This is a genomic window from Salisediminibacterium beveridgei (genome assembly GCF_001721685.1).
In the GTDB taxonomy this organism is placed as follows: domain Bacteria; phylum Bacillota; class Bacilli; order Bacillales; family Salisediminibacteriaceae; genus Salisediminibacterium; species Salisediminibacterium beveridgei.
In genome coordinates this window covers 506,333-524,065 of sequence record NZ_CP012502.1, presented here as the reverse complement: position 1 = coordinate 524,065, position 17,733 = coordinate 506,333, and the positions used below count along the sequence as shown (strand labels likewise).

At 50.6% G+C, this 17,733-nt stretch carries 14 protein-coding genes; 2 read left to right on the top strand and 12 right to left on the bottom strand.

The window, feature by feature from the left end; genetic code table 11:
• Positions 1-4: 4 nt before the first annotated feature.
• From BBEV_RS02225 to BBEV_RS02180, 10 genes are all read right to left on the bottom strand, one after another.
• Entirely contained in the window at positions 5-1,498 is a 1,494-nt protein-coding gene (locus BBEV_RS02225) for a tripartite tricarboxylate transporter permease (RefSeq protein WP_069366564.1), read from the bottom strand.
• A 64-nt stretch (positions 1,499-1,562) separates the two neighbouring features.
• Positions 1,563-2,063, bottom strand: a complete 501-nt coding sequence (locus tag BBEV_RS02220) for a tripartite tricarboxylate transporter TctB family protein (RefSeq protein WP_069363979.1) — start codon at positions 2,061-2,063, stop codon at positions 1,563-1,565.
• 144 nt (positions 2,064-2,207) lie between these two features.
• Complete coding sequence (locus tag BBEV_RS02215; protein WP_069363978.1) at positions 2,208-3,308, bottom strand: tripartite tricarboxylate transporter substrate-binding protein; 1,101 nt, start codon at positions 3,306-3,308, stop codon at positions 2,208-2,210.
• A gap of 53 nt (positions 3,309-3,361) precedes the next feature.
• A complete protein-coding gene (locus BBEV_RS02210) occupies positions 3,362-4,513 on the bottom strand; it encodes a 2-methylaconitate cis-trans isomerase PrpF family protein (RefSeq protein WP_069363977.1) in 1,152 nt (383 codons plus the stop codon).
• 21 nt (positions 4,514-4,534) lie between these two features.
• Entirely contained in the window at positions 4,535-5,938 is a 1,404-nt protein-coding gene (locus BBEV_RS02205; protein ID WP_069363976.1) for an MmgE/PrpD family protein, read from the bottom strand.
• 26 nt (positions 5,939-5,964) lie between these two features.
• Positions 5,965-6,630, bottom strand: a complete 666-nt coding sequence (locus BBEV_RS02200; RefSeq protein ID WP_157100901.1) for a GntR family transcriptional regulator — start codon at positions 6,628-6,630, stop codon at positions 5,965-5,967.
• 416 nt (positions 6,631-7,046) lie between these two features.
• Positions 7,047-7,964, bottom strand: a complete 918-nt coding sequence (locus BBEV_RS02195) for a selenium metabolism-associated LysR family transcriptional regulator (RefSeq protein WP_069363974.1) — start codon at positions 7,962-7,964, stop codon at positions 7,047-7,049.
• A complete protein-coding gene (locus BBEV_RS02190; protein ID WP_069363973.1) occupies positions 7,954-9,921 on the bottom strand; it encodes an aconitate hydratase in 1,968 nt (655 codons plus the stop codon). The genes BBEV_RS02195 and BBEV_RS02190 overlap by 11 nt, the downstream gene beginning before the upstream one ends.
• A gap of 21 nt (positions 9,922-9,942) precedes the next feature.
• Positions 9,943-11,076, bottom strand: a complete 1,134-nt coding sequence (locus tag BBEV_RS02185) for a YeiH family protein (RefSeq protein WP_069363972.1) — start codon at positions 11,074-11,076, stop codon at positions 9,943-9,945.
• Positions 11,077-11,364: 288 nt separating this feature from the next.
• Positions 11,365-12,297 carry an acetamidase/formamidase family protein gene (locus tag BBEV_RS02180; protein ID WP_069363971.1) on the bottom strand — a complete coding sequence of 311 codons (933 nt, stop codon included), beginning with the start codon at positions 12,295-12,297 and terminating at the stop codon, positions 11,365-11,367.
• A 161-nt stretch (positions 12,298-12,458) separates the two neighbouring features.
• On the opposite strand from BBEV_RS02180, the gene BBEV_RS02175 reads away from it, so the two are divergent.
• Complete coding sequence (locus tag BBEV_RS02175) at positions 12,459-13,274, top strand: pyruvate, water dikinase regulatory protein (RefSeq protein ID WP_069363970.1); 816 nt, start codon at positions 12,459-12,461, stop codon at positions 13,272-13,274.
• Positions 13,274-15,928, top strand: a complete 2,655-nt coding sequence (ppdK, locus tag BBEV_RS02170; protein ID WP_069363969.1) for a pyruvate, phosphate dikinase — start codon at positions 13,274-13,276, stop codon at positions 15,926-15,928. The genes BBEV_RS02175 and ppdK overlap by 1 nt, the downstream gene beginning before the upstream one ends.
• A 192-nt stretch (positions 15,929-16,120) precedes the next feature.
• Here the strand turns inward: ppdK and BBEV_RS17770 are convergent, their stop codons facing one another.
• Together BBEV_RS17770 and BBEV_RS02165 are read right to left on the bottom strand one after the other, a co-directional pair.
• A complete protein-coding gene (locus BBEV_RS17770) occupies positions 16,121-16,270 on the bottom strand; it encodes a hypothetical protein (protein WP_232318172.1) in 150 nt (49 codons plus the stop codon).
• Between the two features lie 30 nt (positions 16,271-16,300).
• Positions 16,301-17,641: an RNA-guided endonuclease InsQ/TnpB family protein gene (locus BBEV_RS02165; RefSeq protein WP_069363968.1), complete on the bottom strand. Its 1,341-nt coding sequence runs from the start codon at positions 17,639-17,641 to the stop codon at positions 16,301-16,303.
• Positions 17,642-17,733 lie beyond the last annotated feature (92 nt).

The following is a 17,733-nucleotide window of genomic DNA, read 5'->3' as shown; positions in this document are numbered from 1 at the left end:
ACTCCTAAAGATTGGATTCTGGTTTCGATCGATTCTTCTGAATGACTTTATATAAGGGAATCAAGAGACTGATAATCGTTGCCGCCAAAAGCGTCAGGAAGATCGGACGCTGAAATACCGGCCATAAGCCATTCGAATAAATGGTAATCGTCCGGAAAAATTCTCCTTCGAGCATATCTGCAAGTACCAGTCCCAGTACCACGGAAATCAGCGGGTAATAATGCTGCCTGAGGAAATAACCGAGAATCCCGAACAGAAACAGCACATACACATCAAACATCATGCCACGGTAGGCAAACGTTCCCACCACGGACGTTGCGATGATGAGCGGCACGAGAATTTTAATCGGGACTGAAATCACTTTTCCGATAAAGGCGATCAGCAAGATTCCTGCAAACAACAGCAGAAATGCCTGGAAAAAGTTCGAAATGATCACCGCATAGGCAAAATCGATGTGATCCCGGACGAGATACGGTCCAGGTGTCATTCCGTGCATCATAAATGCACCTAAAAGAATCGCCGTCGCACCGCTTCCCGGGATCCCGAAAGCAAGCATCGTGGACATGGAACCCGCTTCGGAGCCGTTGTTTGCTGCTTCGGCTGCAACGACCCCTTCCGGATTTCCTTGTCCGAATGAATCAGGATCCTTTGCAGATGCTTTTGCACGGCCATAACTCATCATCGATGCAATCGTACTGCCGGCTGCCGGGATGATCCCGACCCCGAGGCCGATCATTGAAGAACGCAGAAGGTTCCAATAATACGTAAAGGCCCCTTTGAAACCGAACATGATCTTGCCAAAATTAAATTTCGGTATGTTGTCGTCTGCCTCGACAATTTCCTTTCGATTCAGCAGGAATATCGCTTCTGATATCGCAAACAAGCCGATAATCGCGACGACAAATGGAACACCGTCGATCAATTCAAAGAAGCCGAACGTTCCTCTTGGAATCCCCATTGGCGTCGAACCGATGGTCCCGAGGAGCAGGCCCAGAAAGCCGGCTACGACACTTCGAATGAGGTCTCCTGTGACGACCCCGATGACCGCGATCGCAAAAATGGCAACCATCAGCATCTCCGGCGGTCCAAAGCGGATCGCAAACGTGCCGATTGGCACGAGGAGGAAGAAGATGGCGAGATAGGCGAGGAAACAACCGACCAGAGAAGCACCCAGGCCGTAGCCTACCGCCTCATAATATTTCCCTTTCCGCGTCATCGGATAGCCGTCGAAGGTGGTCGCAACCGCTGCACCCGAACCCGGAATGTTCAACGCGATGGACATGACGCCACCGCCGTAAACCCCACCGGTATAAACAGCCGATAAGAACAAGATCCCCAACAGGGATGGCAGCTGCATGGACGGCGGAAACATCAGGGCTACTGCAACGGTAGCCGTCAGCCCAGGCATGGCTCCCATAAATGCCCCGATCAGCAGTCCGGAAAACAGGACGACAAATATGATGAAATAGCCTTCCTGACTGAACAGCTGAAATGGCATAGATATCAGTGATTCATAGTTCAAAATGATTCACCCTTTCTGAAAAGAGGCGTCCAATCATCGATCAGAACAGCCATCCTCTTGGGAATCCGACATTCAACAGAAATTCGAATACAAAAAAGATGACGATACAGTAGACAACCGGTACGCTGACAAATGAAAACTTTCCTCTGATACCGAGGACGAACATCGTCATGCCGATATACATACCGGTGACGACGTAAAACCCGACCGTATTCACCAGTACAAAATAAAGCAGAGTGATGGTTGTGAACAGAATCAGATTTTTCTTCTTTTCCGCATTGGAGATCTCTTCTGGTTTCACCTCTTCGGTGACCACTTCATCCTTCATTTCCACCTGTTCTTTCTTTTCTTTATTTGAAATACGCAGCAGGCGCAGAATTTGCATGATTGAGAACAGAAGCACACCCGCCATTAGAAACGCGATGTACATTTTCACTTGGGTATTCTCTGTCAATGGGTGAACATCCATAAAATAATAGGTGACGGTCAGTAAAATAAATACCATCAGCAAAGCCAATTCCCTGATTCGCTCGATCGCCATGGTTACCTCCTTTTCGCCAACAGGTTGTCGTTTGTTTTAAAAAAACGCATCAGGGCAAGCCCTGATGCGTCTGAATACTGCCAGGCATGCTTCATGCTATACCATCATGGATGATGTTCGCTGGCAAAGCCGTACCTCTATCCATTAATCCTCCACAAACAGGTTTCTGTTGTCCTCTGCTACAGAGTGAACCCATTCCCAGTGATCCTGTGCTTCCTGACCAAGGACCGGATTGGAAATCCAGTAATTCTCCCGTGCCTCTTCTCTCAGCTGATCACTGTCAAGCACTTCCTGGAACATATCCATCAGGACTTCAAAGCGTTCAGGGTGGTTCTCATAGGCTTCCTGATGAATCGCAATGAAGTGGTAATTCGTCAATCCGGTAAACACATCCGGTACATCCATATCCGGGAAATGTTCCGCCATTTCATCTTCAATAAAGGTGATCTCCTGCGGTGCCAGGTTTCTCAACTCATCATTGTCTTCCGTAAACAACGTAAGCGTTCTCATTTCATCGGTGCCAAAAGCGGACCAGGCCGTTTCTGTCCCCCCGATCATGCCGTCAATGTGGCCGCCGGCTACATCGGTACGGACACCACCACCGCCGTCATACGGGACGAAGTTAATGTCGAGGTCAAAGTGATCCATGAAGGCCTGGGTGACAATCTGGTCGGTCGAACCGGTTGTCCCGCCAAGGCTGACGCCCCCTGGATTTTCTTCAGCGTAGGTGACAAATTCTTCAAAGGTTTCCCACTCAGAGTCTGCATTGACCACAAGTCCCAAATGAATGTCCGTATAAGAGCTGACGGTCATAAAGTCATCCAGGCCATACGGTGCGTCCCGGAAGACACCACCGGTGAACGCATATTCCCAGTTGATATAAATGTTTTCCGCATTCGGTTCCATGTTCTGCAGGTAGTGGTTTGTACCGACAACGGTTCCGCCACCCTCCATCAGTTCAAGATTCAACGGAATCCCATGGATGTCTTCAAAATGAGTGGCGATCACTCTTGAGCGTCGCTCCACCCCGCCACCAGGTGAGAGTGGAATCAAAACGTCCAGTGAATCCGGTTCCCAATCGGTTTCAGCAACCTCATCATTCGCATTGTTGTCGTTATTCATGTCGTTCTGGTTGTTCGCATTGTTATCACCTGCTGCCTCGTTCATGTCTTCATTCATGTTGTTCCCGCAAGCTGTAAGCGCTAACAAAACTGATGACATTAAAACAATTCCTCGTTTCTTCATACGGTAAATCCCCCTTCAGTTAGTTTATCATCGCGACTGCCGGCAACTGCCTCTTACCCATTGAATGTTTCCTTTGGAATAAAAACCGTCCCTTCCATAATCTTTCTGGCGGTTCTGACGACACCTACTTTATCTATGCTGAGGTTATCCCCGTTCAGGGTAACCTTGGCATCCACTTCAATGACGCCTGACGGGTGACCGATTACGATCGTCTCCCCGCGCTTGATGGCTGCTTCGTTAACCACGGTTCCTGGTATTTCCGCAGCGGCGGACGTACAAATGCTTCCGGTCACGGCATAGGTCCGGTGCGGCTTTTGCATCGACATTTGCCGGGCGAGAATGGTCACATCTTGTGCATGGATCGTTTGTCCCTCTGATGTTTCATAATCCACAGGCGCTGTAACAAAGGCCACCCTGGGAACATTCGGCGAGGCATCCGTCGCATTTGCAGCATCCTCGACACTTCCTGTTTGCACCGCTGCCCAGGAACGGATCGTTTCCAACCGTTCCATATACTCCGGGTTCGCAATCAGATCCTCCGGTAATTCTTTGCCTGTCATGCCGATACTTTCACCTCTGACGAAGACAAAGGGGGTGGCCGCATCCACCAGGGACACTTCAACGGATTTTCCGTTCACTTCCACGGTATCTCTCACGTTTCCGGTGGGCAGCAGTTTGCCTGTCATCGAACCCTCACAACCTAGAAAATTCAATTTGATGACGGCCCCTGTTCCAGGGACACCGGAGACGATCCCGTCCCCGGCAACCGCCGGGCCATTCCCGGAAATCGGCACCTCTGCATGAATGATCTGATCCGTATTCGTATTGTAGATCCTCACCGTTGTCACCGGACGGCTGATCGGTACCAGTCCCTGATCGATGGCAAATGGACCGACGCCGGATAACATGTTTCCGCAATTTCCACCATAGGAAATCTGCTGTTTGTTAATCCCGACCTGACCAAACGTATATTCAACCTCCGCATCTTCCCGGGTCGACGGTTCAATGATGGCGACTTTACTTGTCAACGGATCCGCACCGCCCAGCCCGTCAATTTGACGATCATCGGGGCTGCCGTACATACGTAAAATGACTTTTTCCATGGTCGCCTGATCCTCCGGTAAATCCTTTCGCAACAGGTAACAGCCTTTGGAGGTGCCGCCGCGCATGTACACACAGCGAATGCCGATTTGTTCCTCCTGCATGACGCATTCCTCCTTTACGGGTTACCCTTTGAATTCCGGCTTGCCTCCGGCGACGACCAGCAACTTGCTGATTTCTGAAACATCCTCAACATTTTCGAGATTCTTCACCAGATCAAAGATTTTTCGGACCTGATCTTCCGGCAGAACAGCCCTCGCAAGTCCGAGGAATTTTTCATCCAATTCATCATCCGTCATCGGTACTTCCGGCTCCCCTTTAGGGGCTTCCACACGGTGCGTATGGCTTGTCCCGTCTTTTAAGTTGATTTCCACAGTCGCTGCACGCCCCATGACACCCATGCCCGGGTCTTCCAGATCAATGATCATCTCGACTTTTTCGACAATGTCGTGATTCACTTGCTCTTCAAAGCCTTTCCAGTAGTCGCCAAGGCTGTTGTCACCACGGGTCAAAGCAAGTGCTACACCAAACGGCGTACTGCCCATCGCCTGGTTGAGGTTTTTACATTCCTTGTGACCGGATTGGCGGAATGCCAGTTCACAGGTTGTCACCTTAATGGATTCAATGTCCTCAGCCTTGATGTCTTTTTCCTTACCCATAATCTGTGCACAATCGATCGGACCATGTGCATAGCGGCAAGCTGCGTGCGGTTTGTAACCCACTTCGAGAATTTTCCACTCGGTGCCATGCCCCCGTGTAAGTTCTTCCACTTTTGCATCATCACAGAATGCCTTGAGCCAGCCTTCATCATTTTCAAGGGCTGTTACCGGCCCGACGAGACCTTCTCTCGAGAGGTACGCGGATAACACGCCGTTGAATGCGGCTTTCCCCGGGCTCAGCGGCTTCACCATCGAAGGGGATTTCAAATACGCCTGAATCCCTGCTGCCTGGATACTGGCTGTTCCGATCGTCCAGGCGGTTTTTTCTGCATCAAGACCTAAGACCCTCGCCGTCGCAGCGGCGGTTCCGAACGTTCCTGCTGTGCCGCTCGTATGGTACCCCCGCTTCCGGTGAGACGGGTTAATGGCAAGGCCTACGCGTATCGCTGCTTCATAGCCCCCAACGAGTGCGGCAATCAATGTCTTCCCGTCTGCTTTCTCTGCTTCTCCAGCTGCAAAAATCGACGGTACAATCGAAGATCCTGCTTTCGTGAGTGCCGGTCCGTGTGCGTCATCCAGTTCCACCCCGTGGCCCATCATGGCGTTGACAAATGCGGCATTGACTGCCGGGATTTTGTGCCCGTAACCGACGACCGTACTCTCTTCCTTACCACCCCATTTAGCTAAGAGTCCCTGAACGATTCTCGCCTGGTCTGCAATGGCAGAAGCTGCAATCTGGTTACCCAGTCCGTCGAGAATATGCTGTTTGGCTGCCTTTGTGACGTGCTCCGGCATCGTGTCATAGTGTAAACCCGCTACCAGTGATGCCAGATTTTCCGTTACCTTTTCTTGCGTCAATGTGTTTGTCATAAGATCGCTCCTTTTTCAAATTTGGGTTATTCATAAATGTTATACATGGCAAATGCTGCCGCTTGCTCAGCATGTGCACGGATCAATTTTGCAGCATTTTCCTTTTTACCGTCGAGCATCGCCTCCCCTACCGCAATATGTTCACGCAGCGACACATCATAACGTCTTTTGGCAATCAAGGAACTGACCCGAATGAGACTCAGCCTGGTTCTGATATCCCTCAACGTATGCTGTAAGTAAAAGTTTCCCGACATCTTCGACAAATGCGAATGGAATGCCGTATTCACCTGAATAATCGTTGAGGTTTCTTCATCACCACTCATATGTTTCAAAGCTTCAATAATGTCCTTGAGTTCCTGAAACTCTTCGTCCGTTCCGTTTTCCATCGCTTCTTTTACACTGAGCTCTTCGAGTTCAATTCTGACCTTATACAAATCTTGCGCTTCTTTTTTCGACAGCGGGGTGATATAGGCTCCCATGGAATCCCGTGAAACCAGCCCGTCTTTCTCCAGCATTCTGACTGCTTCACGAATCGGTGTGCGACTGATATTCAGCTGCTCTGCCAGTTGTACTTCCAAGATCCGCTCACGTTGCGACACCTTTCCCACCATAATCAAATCCTTGATCTGGTCATAGGCCACTTCCGAAAGATTTTTCTTTGTTTTGATAACCGTCACCTCCTGAATGATCAAGTTGAACAATGAAATGAATACGCAATTGTATACAACGTTGTATGTATCGTCGCACGGGTTTCGACACTAGTCAACAGAATATGCTGAAAATTGCTTATATTCTGTTATTAGTAAAAGTAATCTTGCCGCGCAAGAAATTTTATAAGCGACTTCAAAGCTTGGGGGTGTAGTCTTTTGGGACATAATCTATCAATGAGGGGTTGTATACGCTTACACCCGTGGTACAATTGACTGTTAAACACTCTTTTCACTGTTGCAAAGTCCTTCCGGTTGATGTCTGAAGGCACTTCGCACTTCGCTCTTTACCGCCTGCATGAACTGAATTTTCCGTACGTCAATTATAATCTGCTTCACTACTCTTCCTTCCGCCACACAAAAAACACATCCGCAATCCGTTTCCGGATCGACAGATGTGTTTACGTGCCGTTTGGTAAGCGTTCGCTCCAGTCCACCGAATGAACGAGCTCGATGAATCGTTGTGATACGGCCGACAGTGTTTTGTCTTTTTCATACACAACGTAAAATTGACGCTTAAATGTCAAATCTTCCAGCTTAAAGGTTTTAAAAAGTCCCGATTCCACTTCTTTACGAACCGTGTTTTTCGACAGGATGGACACACCGAGCCCCGCTTCCACTGCCGTCTTGATGGACTCGGTATTGCCGATTTCAAGGACGACGTGGCAATCATCGAGGTAATGACCCCTTGAGGACATTCCCGCTTCAAACACAGTCCTGGTCCCTGAACCCTCTTCACGCATGATCAACGGCATCTCCTTGAAATCTGCAAAAGACACAAACCCTTCTTCAGAGAGCGGCATATCCCGATGAGTGAACAGCACCAGCTCATCATCCATAAACGGTTCAATGGCGAGCTTCGGGTTTCGGATATCGACTTCAATCAGACCCACTTCGATTTCAGAGTGACTGATCATATCGACAATTTGAGAGCTGTTAATGATCTCGGTCTTCAGCTGAATCGACGGATGGTCTTTCGTGAAATCATGCAAAATCACCGGCAACACACTTTCACCAACAGTCAGACTGCTTGCAACATACAAAGTGCCCCAAAGAACATCTTCGAGCGCATCGATTTCATTTTGAGCCTGCGTGCACAAGTTCAAAATCTCTTCAGCATAATGAAAGAGCACCTTGCCGGCTGCTGTGATGTCGACACTTTTCTTCGTACGGAGGAAGAGTTTCGAGTTCAGTTCCTCTTCAAGGGCTTTGATCTGAGCGGTTACGGTCGGCTGCGATACATAAAGGGCCCGGGCCGCCTCTGAAAAACTTTCTTTTTTAGCGACCGCGACAAACGTGCGCAAATGTTCATTGTTCATAGGCAGCATCCCTTTCGGCTTGCTTTTGTTTCACCAGGTTGATGGAACCACCGGCCCGAAGGAGCTCAAGATGCCGGCTGGATAAATCATGGCGCAGGTGCAGAACCCCCTTTTCTTTCAGGTCCGCATTCAAAACGTTCCCCGCCTCCAACTGTGCATACAGGTCACGGATCGTGATGACATCCCCCTGTTCGATTTGATCATAGTCTGTTTCATCAGAAAATGTCAATGGCAGAATGCCGAAGTTGACGAGGTTCTGGTGGTGAATCCGCGCAAAACTTTTGGCGATCACCACGCGCATCCCGAGGTATCTCGGTGCTAATGCCGCGTGCTCTCTGCTGGAGCCCTGCCCGTAATTCCAGGCACCAATAACGATATGCCCGGCATCAAAAGAATCGGTTTTCGCACGTTCAGCGTAAGTCGGATCAATGATTTCAAACGCGAATGCTGCACTTGCCGGCAGATTACTGCGAAACGGCATCACTTTCGACCCGCCCGCGATAATGTCATCGGTGGACACATTGTCGCCGGCTTTGAGCATCACGGGTAATTGAATCTCATCCGGAAGTGGTGAGAGTTCCTTGATCGGCACGATGTTGTCACTCCGGACCAGTTCAAGGTGCTTTGCTTCTTCTTCAGAGAGCGGTGCTTCGAGCATTTTCACGTGAAGGGCCGGCTGTTGTGAGTCCAATACGCGCGGATAAGACATATCAAGCGTCCGCGGATCGGTAATGACTCCCGTTAACGCCGCAGCTGCGGCCGTCTCAGGGCTGCAGAGAAAGACACTGTCCTCTTTCGTTCCCGATCGACCCGGAAAATTCCGCGGTGTGGTTCGCAGGCTGTTCCGCCCTGATGCCGGTGCCTGTCCGAGTCCGATGCAGCCGTTGCACCCTGCCTGATGAAGCCTCGCGCCTGCTGCCAGAAGACTGGCGATATGACCATCCTCCACGAGATCCGCGAGCATCTGCCGGGACGTCGGGTTGATGTCGAGGGAAATACCCGGGGCAATTTGACGCCCTTTCACCATCTCCGCCACCACGGCAAAATCCCTGTAGCCAGGGTTCCCTGATGAGCCGATGTACGCCTGATAAACCGGCTCGCCTACCACGTCCGCTACCGGTACCACATTGTCCGGACTCGACGGTTTGGCAATGAGCGGCACCAGCTTCGCTAAGTCCATCTCCGTCTCCCGGTCATACACCGCATCTGTATCCGCTTTCAATTCAATCCAGTCGTGTTCCCGGTCCTGTCTTTTCAGAAAATCCCGGATCTCCTCATCCGACGGGAACACGGATGTCGTGGCGCCAAGCTCTGCGCCCATATTCGCAATCACATGCCGGTCCATGGCACTGAGACTCTCGAGACCCGGTCCGTCATATTCCAGCACCCAGCCGACCCCGCCTTTGACGCCGTGCCGACGAAGCATTTCCAGGATCACGTCTTTCGCACTCACCCAGTCCGACAACGCACCTGTAAGATGGACCCGCCAAACCTTCGGACGCTTCACATAAAACGGTTCCCCGGCAATCGCCTGGGCTACATCGATTCCGCCGGCACCGATGGCCAGCATCCCCATGCTCCCGCACGCGCAGGTATGACTGTCTGAGCCAAGCAGCGTCTTTCCGGGCACTGCCAGCCGCTGCATATGCACCGGATGACTGACGCCGTTTCCCGGCATGCTGAAATACAAGCCGTATTTCTGTGCTGCGCTATGGAGGAACAAATGATCATCCGAGTTCCGGTGATCAGATTGAATCAGGTTATGATCCACGTACTGTGCAGAGACTTCTGTTCTTGCCCTCGTAACGCCCATGGCCTCAAGCTCCAACATGACCATTGTACCCGTTCCGTCCTGCGTTAACGTCTGATCGATTTGAAGTGCCACTTCCTCGCCTTTTTCAGGAAGAGGTCCTTCCACATGTGCATGAAGCAGTTTTTCCGTCAGATTCATTCCCATCGCCAGTTCCTCCTTCAGAATTTAATACGTAATCAATCCGCCTAAAAGCATCACCATGACAACACTGACCACCGTTACCGTAAGTGCCGCAGCAATACCGATATAGAACGGTTTGACGCCGTGGTTTTTAAACACCTTTAAGTTTGTCGATAAGCCGACGCCGGCCATGGCAATGCCCAGCAGATAGGTGGAACCGAGCGTGTTCAGGGCACCCGTGAGCGTCGACCAGGCCTCTTCCGTAAAGACCCCGAAAGCTCTCCCCGTCTCCAGTCCGCTGTCGCCGAGTGTACGGAAGCCGGCCATGATCAAAAAGCCGATGACAAACAGCGGGATCAGCTGATACCATTTCTTCATCTCACCCTGCTCACCCTCTTCACGATTCTGACGCTTCAAATAGTAGTAGGACATAATCGGCACGACAGCAATCAGCATCGTATTCCGGGTCAATTTGGAAATCGTCGCCACATCCACGACGGCGCTGGACTGAAAAATCTGATCGTAAATCAGTGACGCCCCTGCCACCTGTGCGGTTTCGTGAATCGCCGTGCCGAGAAACAACCCGGCACGCACCGGGTCACCGGCAAACAGGAAATTCGCCAGATAGGGATACAAAAACATCGCGATAATCCCGAAAATCGTTATGTTGCCAACGGCATAAGCGATTTCTTCATCATTGGCCTTGATTCCCGGTGCCGTGCCGACAATCGCCGTCACGCCGCAAATCCCTGTCCCCACAGCCGTCAGGGTTCCGAGACGGTGGGACTGGTGCAGGAGGCCCGTGACTTTCATCGTCACCGCCATACCGGTAATGACACAGATCAGAATGATCGGGATTCCCCAGGCACCAAGGGTGATCACATCTGTGAAGCTCAGTCGAATTCCGAGCAGAATGATGCCCAGTTTCAACAGCACCTTCACGGAAAACACGACGCCCTCGATCAGGTTCACATACAGGCCGAAGACGTTCCGGATCAGAAGCCCGAGTAGGATCGCGACAAAAATCGGCGACATCGGACTCGCCGCATCCGCGGGGAGCCCTTGAAGCCGGTTCATGACGATCCCCGCAAAATCAGCCAGTACCATACTGACAAGTAATAACAGGAAGCAGAGGATGACCCCTGGCAACACGTTCAACCCTTTTTGTATGATCTTCATCGCCTTCACGCCTTCCGCTTCAATCTGTCTTCATCGTAGAACAGATTGACGCCTTGTGGTCATCGCGATTCCTGAAGCGTACGATTACAAAATTCAATCAACCCGTAATACCCTTCTGCAACAGGGCATTAACCGATCATTTGCCCATCAAAAGTAAAACCATCCGCCAGGGAAATTCCCGAACGGATGGGGCAATGACAGAACACTTTACTGAAAAGCGCTGGTAAAGTTTGTTGTTGATCTCAAGATGGACAGAGCGACAGGAGGTGACGTCCTAAGGATCAGCGCCTACTTAAAAATCGCCCTCGGCAAATACGCTGAAATGAGGTAGTTCGGCACGTCAACGATCTCACTGATTTTCAGATCCACCGCCACACTGCTCAGCGCATACGCTTCCTGCCGCGACATCCCGTGCGCCATTTCAAGATGCTCGATCATGTAACGCACCGCATGTTTCGACGCCTCCAACAGATCGGGTCCATGCCCGGTGGTTACGTAATAGCCTTTTTCATCCAGCCCCGTGGTCAAAGGACCCGGCGTCATAAACCGCGGTTCCTGAATCGTCTTGCCCTTGTGCAGGTGGAACTTCAGCTTGATGTGCATCGGCGCTTCAATCGCCGTGCCGCACACTTCCCCGTCACCCTGGGCCGCGTGGGTATCCCCTACGGAAAACAGTGCACCTTTCACCCAGACCGGCAAATAGAGCCGGGTCCCTTTCGTCAGATGGCGGATATCCATATTGCCCCCGTTTTTCCTCGGCGGGACGATGCCGAAGTCGCCCTCTTCCGGAAGTGCGACGCCGATCGTTCCGGGGAACGGCTTGACCGGGAGCTCCACGCCATGGAGGAACTCTGCTGTGTGCTGATTGTTCAGATCCCAGATCTTCAGATACGGATCTTTGAACTCATCCGCCAACAGACCGAATCCCGGAATGATCGCCGTCCAGCCCCAGCTCAGTGTCCCGAATTCTTCAATTTCCACTTCCAGTGTGTCCCCGGGTTCCGCGCCTTCCACGTAAATTGGACCGGTCACCGGATTCACCTGCGCGAAGTTGATCTTGGCTACATCCACCGAAGTCGATTTCTCATTGAACTGTCCTCCGGATGCATCCATGACCTCAAACGCTACGCTCTCACCCGGGGTAACGGACTTCACCGGCTCGATCTTGTTATTCCAGACGGTATGATGGCAATGCTGATGAATTGTGTGGTTCGCCTTCATCTGAATCCCCTCCTTATTTCTTTTCATTATAGCAAACGCTTACATATTTGACCGCATTCATGAAAAAAGGTGGTATAATTTTAAAAAGCAGTGGCATAAATAAATGATTGTGTTATACTATTCAGTATTAAGTATAACACATTGAAAGGGAGGTGGTGCCTATGTCCAGACCAACTGTGTACGTGTTATCCGATTCCATTGGTGAGACAGCTGAACACGTCGCCAAAGCCGTGGCCAGTCAGTTTCCTGCAACAGATTTCCGTTATCGGCGCATTCCGTATATTTCCGACCATGCCGACATTGACGAGGTCATCCGGCGGGCGTCCGAACAGCCGTCGATTCTCATTTACACACTCGTCACGCGGCAATTAAAAACCTATCTCGATGAACAGGCAGCCGCCAGAGGATTAACCGCAATCGATCTGATGAATCCATTGATGAAAGCCTTCAGTGATACGTTCTCACTTGAGGTCGGCTCTGAACCCGGGGGCATGCGCAAACTCGATGACGATTATTTCCGGAAAATCTCAGCGATTGAATTTGCAGTCCGCTACGATGACGCACAGGATCCTTCCGGTATCCTCAAAGCAGACCTCGTGATCGTCGGGGTCTCACGCACATCGAAAACACCTTTATCCATGTATCTTGCGCACCAGGCTTACAAAGTGACAAACATCCCCCTCGTTCCGGAAGTGCCTGTTCCGGATGAATTATACGAGGTCCCCCCCGAACGTTGTGTGGGTCTCATCATCAACCCGGAAAAGCTGAACAACATCCGCCAGGAACGCTTGAAAACGATGGGCTTACGACCTGACTCAGACTACGCGCGCTTTGACCGGATCCTCGGAGAGCTCGAGTATGCAGAGAAGATCATGAAACGCCTGGGCTGCCCGGTCATTGACGTGACTGCGAGAGCCGTGGAAGAGACGGCGCACTACATTTTGGATACTTTAAATATCGAAAGGAGAACACTGTGATGAAAAAACTCGTTTACTTGTTTCAGGAAGGTCAAAAGGATATGAAAGAACTCTTGGGAGGAAAAGGCGCCAACCTCGCAGAGATGACCCGCATCGGTTTGCCGGTGCCAGAAGGCTTCACCATCTCGACGAGAGCCTGCGGTGACTATTATGACAACGACCGCTCTGTTTCTCCTCAGCTGAAAGAAGAAGTCATGACCGCACTGAGAAACCTGGAAAAAGAAACGGGTAAGACCCTCGGGGGCACCGATCAGCCACTGCTTGTGTCCGTTCGTTCCGGCTCGGTGTTCTCCATGCCCGGGATGATGGATACCGTTTTGAATCTCGGCATGAACGACGAGACCGTCGAAGTCATTGCCAAACTGACTGACAACCCGCGTTTTGCTTATGATTCATACCGCCGGTTCATTCAGATGTTCAGCGACGTCGTCCTCGGTGTGGAGTCTTTCTTTTTCGAACAGGAACTCTCCAAAGTGCGCCGGGAAAAGGGCTATCAAAATGATCCTGAACTCACCGCAGCCGACTGGCAGGAAGTGATTCAGGGCTACAAAACGATCGTCCGCAAACATACGAAGGAAGATTTCCCGCAAGAACCAGTGGATCAGCTCTTTCTTGCCATTAAGGCCGTATTCGATTCCTGGAACAACCAGCGGGCGATGATTTACCGGAACCTCAACGACATCCCCCACCACCTTGGCACCGCTGTGAACATTCAGAGCATGGTATTCGGGAACATGGGGGATGATTCAGGAACCGGCGTGGCCTTTACCCGGGACCCATCCACCGGCGAAGGGAAGCTGTACGGGGAATACCTGATCAATGCCCAGGGGGAAGATGTCGTTGCCGGTATCCGAACCCCGCAGCCGATCTTGTCCATGGCGAATGATCTGCCGGATGTGTTTCAGGAATTCGTCGATACCGCGAATAAACTCGAAGCTCATTACGGGGATATGCAGGACATCGAATTCACTGTTGAGAACCGGAAACTCTTCATCCTCCAGACGCGCAACGGAAAACGAACCGCCCAGGCCGCGATCCGCATCGCTGTGGAAATGGTCGAAGAAGGCGTGATCACAAAAGAACAGGCGCTGATGCGCGTCGATCCAGAGCAGCTCGATCAGCTGTTGCATCACCGCATCGATCACTCCGACGATGTGGCCAAGCTCACAAAAGGACTCCCGGCATCGCCTGGTGCTGCGACCGGACAGGTTGTATTCGACCCGGACGAAGCAGAAATATTGAATGCGCAAGGGAAGAAAGTCATCCTTGTCCGTACGGAAACCACACCTGATGACATCCACGGCATCGTCGCCGCACAGGCCGTCGTCACAAGCCGGGGTGGCATGACGAGCCACGCCGCTGTGGTTGCTCGCGGGATGGGAAAAGCCTGCATCTGCGGGTGCAGTGAGATGCAAATTGATTTAAAGAATAAGACCTTCCGGGTCGGTGATACCGTCGTCAATCACCTCGACACCATTACCATCGACGGCGGCACCGGTGAAGTGATCCTCGGGGAAGTGCCGATGATCCCGCCACAGCTCTCCAAAGAATTCGAAATGATTCTCCAGTGGGCGGATGAAACCCGCACACTTGGCGTCAGAACGAACGCCGATACGCCGCAGGACGCCCAAAAGGCACGGGACTTTGGTGCAGAAGGCATCGGCCTTTGCCGCACCGAGCATATGTTTATGGATCCTGAACGGATTCCGGTGGTGCGGGACATGATCCTTGCCGACACGACGGCATCCCGACAGGCTGCTCTCGATCAGCTGTTGCCGATGCAGCAGGATGATTTCACCGGCATTTTTAAAGCGATGGGCGAGCACCCGGTGACCATCCGTCTGCTCGATCCGCCGCTGCACGAATTCCTGCCGGACAAGGAAGAACTGCTCGTCGACATCACAAAGCTCGAAATCACCAACCCCGACGCCCCGGCACTGAAGGAAAAAAGAAAGCTCTTAAAAAGCGTACGGCTTCTCGATGAGTCCAATCCGATGCTCGGCCACCGTGGCTGCCGCCTCGGCATGGTCTACCCGGAAATTTACGCCATGCAGGCCAAAGCCATTTTCAAAGCGGCTTCCAGCCTTGCCCACGAAGGTATCGAAGTAAAGCCGGAAATCATGATCCCGCTTGTCGGTCATGTGAAAGAACTCGAAGTGATGCGTAAAGTGGTTGAAGAAGCTGCGGAGGAAGTTTACGCCGATCAGCGGGTGAAGGTGGCCTACACCATCGGCACGATGATTGAAATCCCGCGGGCGGCGTTAACCGCTGATTTGATTGCAAAGGAAGCCGATTTCTTCAGCTTCGGCACCAACGACCTCACCCAGACAACGTTCGGCTACAGCCGTGACGATGCAGAGGGCAAGTTCCTGCAGCACTACCTCGATCAAGGGGTACTTGAGCACAATCCGTTTGCCGTCCTTGACACAGAAGGCGTCGGCCAGCTGATTGAAACCGGCGTGCGCCTCGGCAGACAGACGAAACCCGGTCTGAAAACCGGGATCTGCGGGGAACACGGCGGGGAAAAACGCTCCATCGCCTTTTGTCACAATACCGGCCTTGACTACGTCAGCTGCTCACCGTACCGGGTGCCGCTTGCCCGGCTCGCCGCAGCCCAGTCCGCAGTCGAATCCAAAGTCAGCGTCAAACAATAATCCACTGATCAAAGTCCCGGAGCGCTCTCAAGCGTTCCGGTTTTTCATTGCACTTCAAAGGACTGTTTACGTTTGTTAAAGGACTGCAGTGTCAACGAACCCCCACTGAGGTACAACGTTTCAGTGGGGGCTTGAGATAGCCAAGCAGGTCTTTTCTTACAAAGGTTGACGCTCTGCATGGTTCTTCTCAAATCACTGTTTTTGGTTGGTACTGGCGACGTACGATCGTTTTCCCACTTGCACCACCCTTCCGAAGAAGAGCAGTTCTTCCTTTCGGAAGAAACCACCACTCAGAATATAACTAGCGTGTGCTACAAGCCCCAACAAAAGTTGAGTACACATGGATGGTTGACGCACCCACTAGGCTATGCGCTAAGCAACAGCTTTACGTTTTTGAACGTCCATGATCATGGGCGTTTTTATTTTCGTTTTTTCATCCCATTCTGCTACTTGAGATTTCCGAAGGATATTTAATGCTGCATTAATGTCGGCATGGATGCATTGTCCATTTTCACAGCGATAGAAGCCGCGATATAGGCGCTTCCCACTAAAGGAGTACATCGTGTTATCGCCTTTTGACCAAACCGGAATATCGTCATGATCCAGAAAACTAGCTTTAGACGTGTAGCTCTCTTCCTGCTTAACGAAACGGATGCCTTCCTTGAGACACTTGTTCTCAATAGCCGAAATCAATCTGTGGAAAGGAATTTGTACGAACTCTTGATTGTTTTTCTTCCCTAAATGCGATTCTTGTTTCCAACCGGCATTATAACCCATTACCACGGTATCGACGTTCAGTCGTTTTATCTGTTTGAATAACAAACCTACGGTTTGTGAAAGGTAGCCGTCTATTTGGAGATTTCGTTTACGCCAAAGAGAAGCGATTTGGTTTGTCACTATGCGTTTCGACAAGCCGTTTTCGATGTTTTTCTGTTTTAATTCGCTTATCTTTTTGTTGAAGTACTGATTGATGGATTTTAACTTCTTTCCATTAATCAAAAAGGCGTCTCCTTGATTCGTTGTACAACTAAGAAGATAATCTACACCTAAATCGCAACTCAAAGCTTTTGTCGTCGTTTGTTGTTTCTTCATTTGAGACATAGGTACTTCGTATACATAATGAGCCTCAAAGAACCGACCGTTTTGCTTTGGCACAATTTCAATGTAAGAAATGTTTTTATCCATTAAATTCTTTGGTATTCGCAGTCTTAAGGGACCAAAACGTTTTCTGAAAGCAGTATTCATTGGAATGCTCCAATATCCATCCTGATCCACTTTGGGAACTTGATAGATTTCGATGACGCGTTTAGCCGTGGAACGAGAATACTTTGGGAACTTTGGGCGACCTGTGAAACCTTCAGGGGTTTCTTTCCACTTCTTTAACGCTTCGAAGAAGCTCTTTACGTCACTGAGTAAGGTTCTTCGAACCGCTTGTACGGAGTTGGATTGAATGCCCCAATAGTTCATATCGGCCTTCATTGCGCTGTCTATTTCTTTTGTTGTCGCCATTTTGTTTTCATTCAAATACTTTTGTTTAATCGTATATAAGCCTACGTTGCGCAAAGCCTTAGAACTATGAGACATGCGTTGCAGAAGTCGAAACTCTCTAGCGCTAAGGGTGCTGCGACCAATGTTCTGCTTTTGGGTGAACCGTTGCATATTGACTGTTTTCTTTTTCTTGCGCAATACTTCAATCGGTTTTTTCCTAGCCATTTGTGTCACCTCCTTTTCCGACCTCAAATTGAATGATATCAATTATTTACATCTATGCCATTCATTATACCATTTAACAAAAATAGAAGCTA